Source organism: Pseudomonas sp. P5_B2, from assembly GCF_056400445.1.
This window is the reverse complement of the sequence record NZ_JBFULH010000975.1, coordinates 1-1,220: the sequence shown is the minus strand read 5'-3', so window position 1 is coordinate 1,220 and position 1,220 is coordinate 1. Positions and strand designations below refer to the sequence as shown.

Sequence of the window (1,220 nt, the reverse complement as noted above, 5' to 3'; positions counted from 1 at the left end):
GCCGGGTACAGCGCGGACTTGTTGCCCAACTTGAGCCGCTATTACGACATCGATGTGGTGACCGATCAAGCCCAGGTCAATGATCCTTGGATCCTGGCCAACTGTCAGGTGCGTTCGGTGGAATGGTTCCGCCAGAACGCCTCGCGCTACCAGCGGGTTCTTTACCAATTCGGTAATAACCCGATGCACTTCTTTATGTTTGAATTGCTCGGAGAAGTTCCCGGGGTTGTGGTCTTACACGACTTCTACCTGAGCGATGTTCAGTGGTATTTCCAGAGTCATGGGATAAAACCCGATGTCTGGATCAAGGAGCTGTATCAAGGGCATGGTTACAAGGCGGTGGCTGATTTCCATCGGGACGGGGGGGATAGCACCTTGTCCAAGTACCCGGGTAGCCTGGGGGTCATTAATCAGGCACTAGGCGTGATCGTGCATTCGAGTTACTCCGAGTCGTTGGCGCGTCAATGGTATGGTGAGAGGGCGCACTGTTCATTGATCCCACTTCTGCGTGTACCCGCAGTGAACGTGGACCGTGGGCGCGCCCGTGCGGCCTTGGGCTTAAGCAGCGATGACTTCGTGGTGTGCAGCTTTGGCTTTATGGGTAAGACCAAGCTCAATCATCGGTTATTGGCCGCGTGGGAAGACTCGGCGTTGCTCCGCCAGGACCGCAACTGTAAGTTGTTCTTCGTTGGCCAGAACGAGGCGTCAAGCTATGGCGAAGACATCGAGCGGCACCTAACGAACCGTCAACAGTCTTCTAGCGTGAGTATTGTTGGTTGGACCGATACGCTGACCTATGAGCTGTACCTGGCTGCTGCAGACGTTGGTGTGCAGTTGCGTGAACTGTCGCGTGGCGAGACCTCAGCGGCAGTGCTTGATTGCCTCAATTACGGTTTGGCCACGGTTATCAACGCCAATGGTGCGATGGCTGATCTACCGGATGACGTGTTGATCAAGCTGGAAGACGATTTCAGCGACGCACAACTGACCCAAGCCTTGGAATGGCTACGCAGCGAGCCTTTGGCTCGCGCTAGCCTGGGCAATCTGGCCGCCAAATACGTGCAAAGCGCCCATGCACCCGCATTTTGTGCTCAGCGCTATTTCGAAAGTATTGAAGCCCATTATCTCGATCATGGCCGTTATCAGGCGTTCACGTCGGCGGTGGGGCAGGTGGTCAATGATTTTAGCGAGAGCGTGGATATCATTGCGATGTCCAAGGC

1 protein-coding gene is annotated in these 1,220 nt (G+C 55.1%); it reads left to right on the top strand.

Features of this window, described 5'->3' with window-relative positions:
- Positions 1 to 1,220 (top strand): glycosyltransferase family protein (locus AC1DRJ_RS28430; protein ID WP_477805072.1); only part of this gene is annotated, 1,220 nt, incomplete at both ends.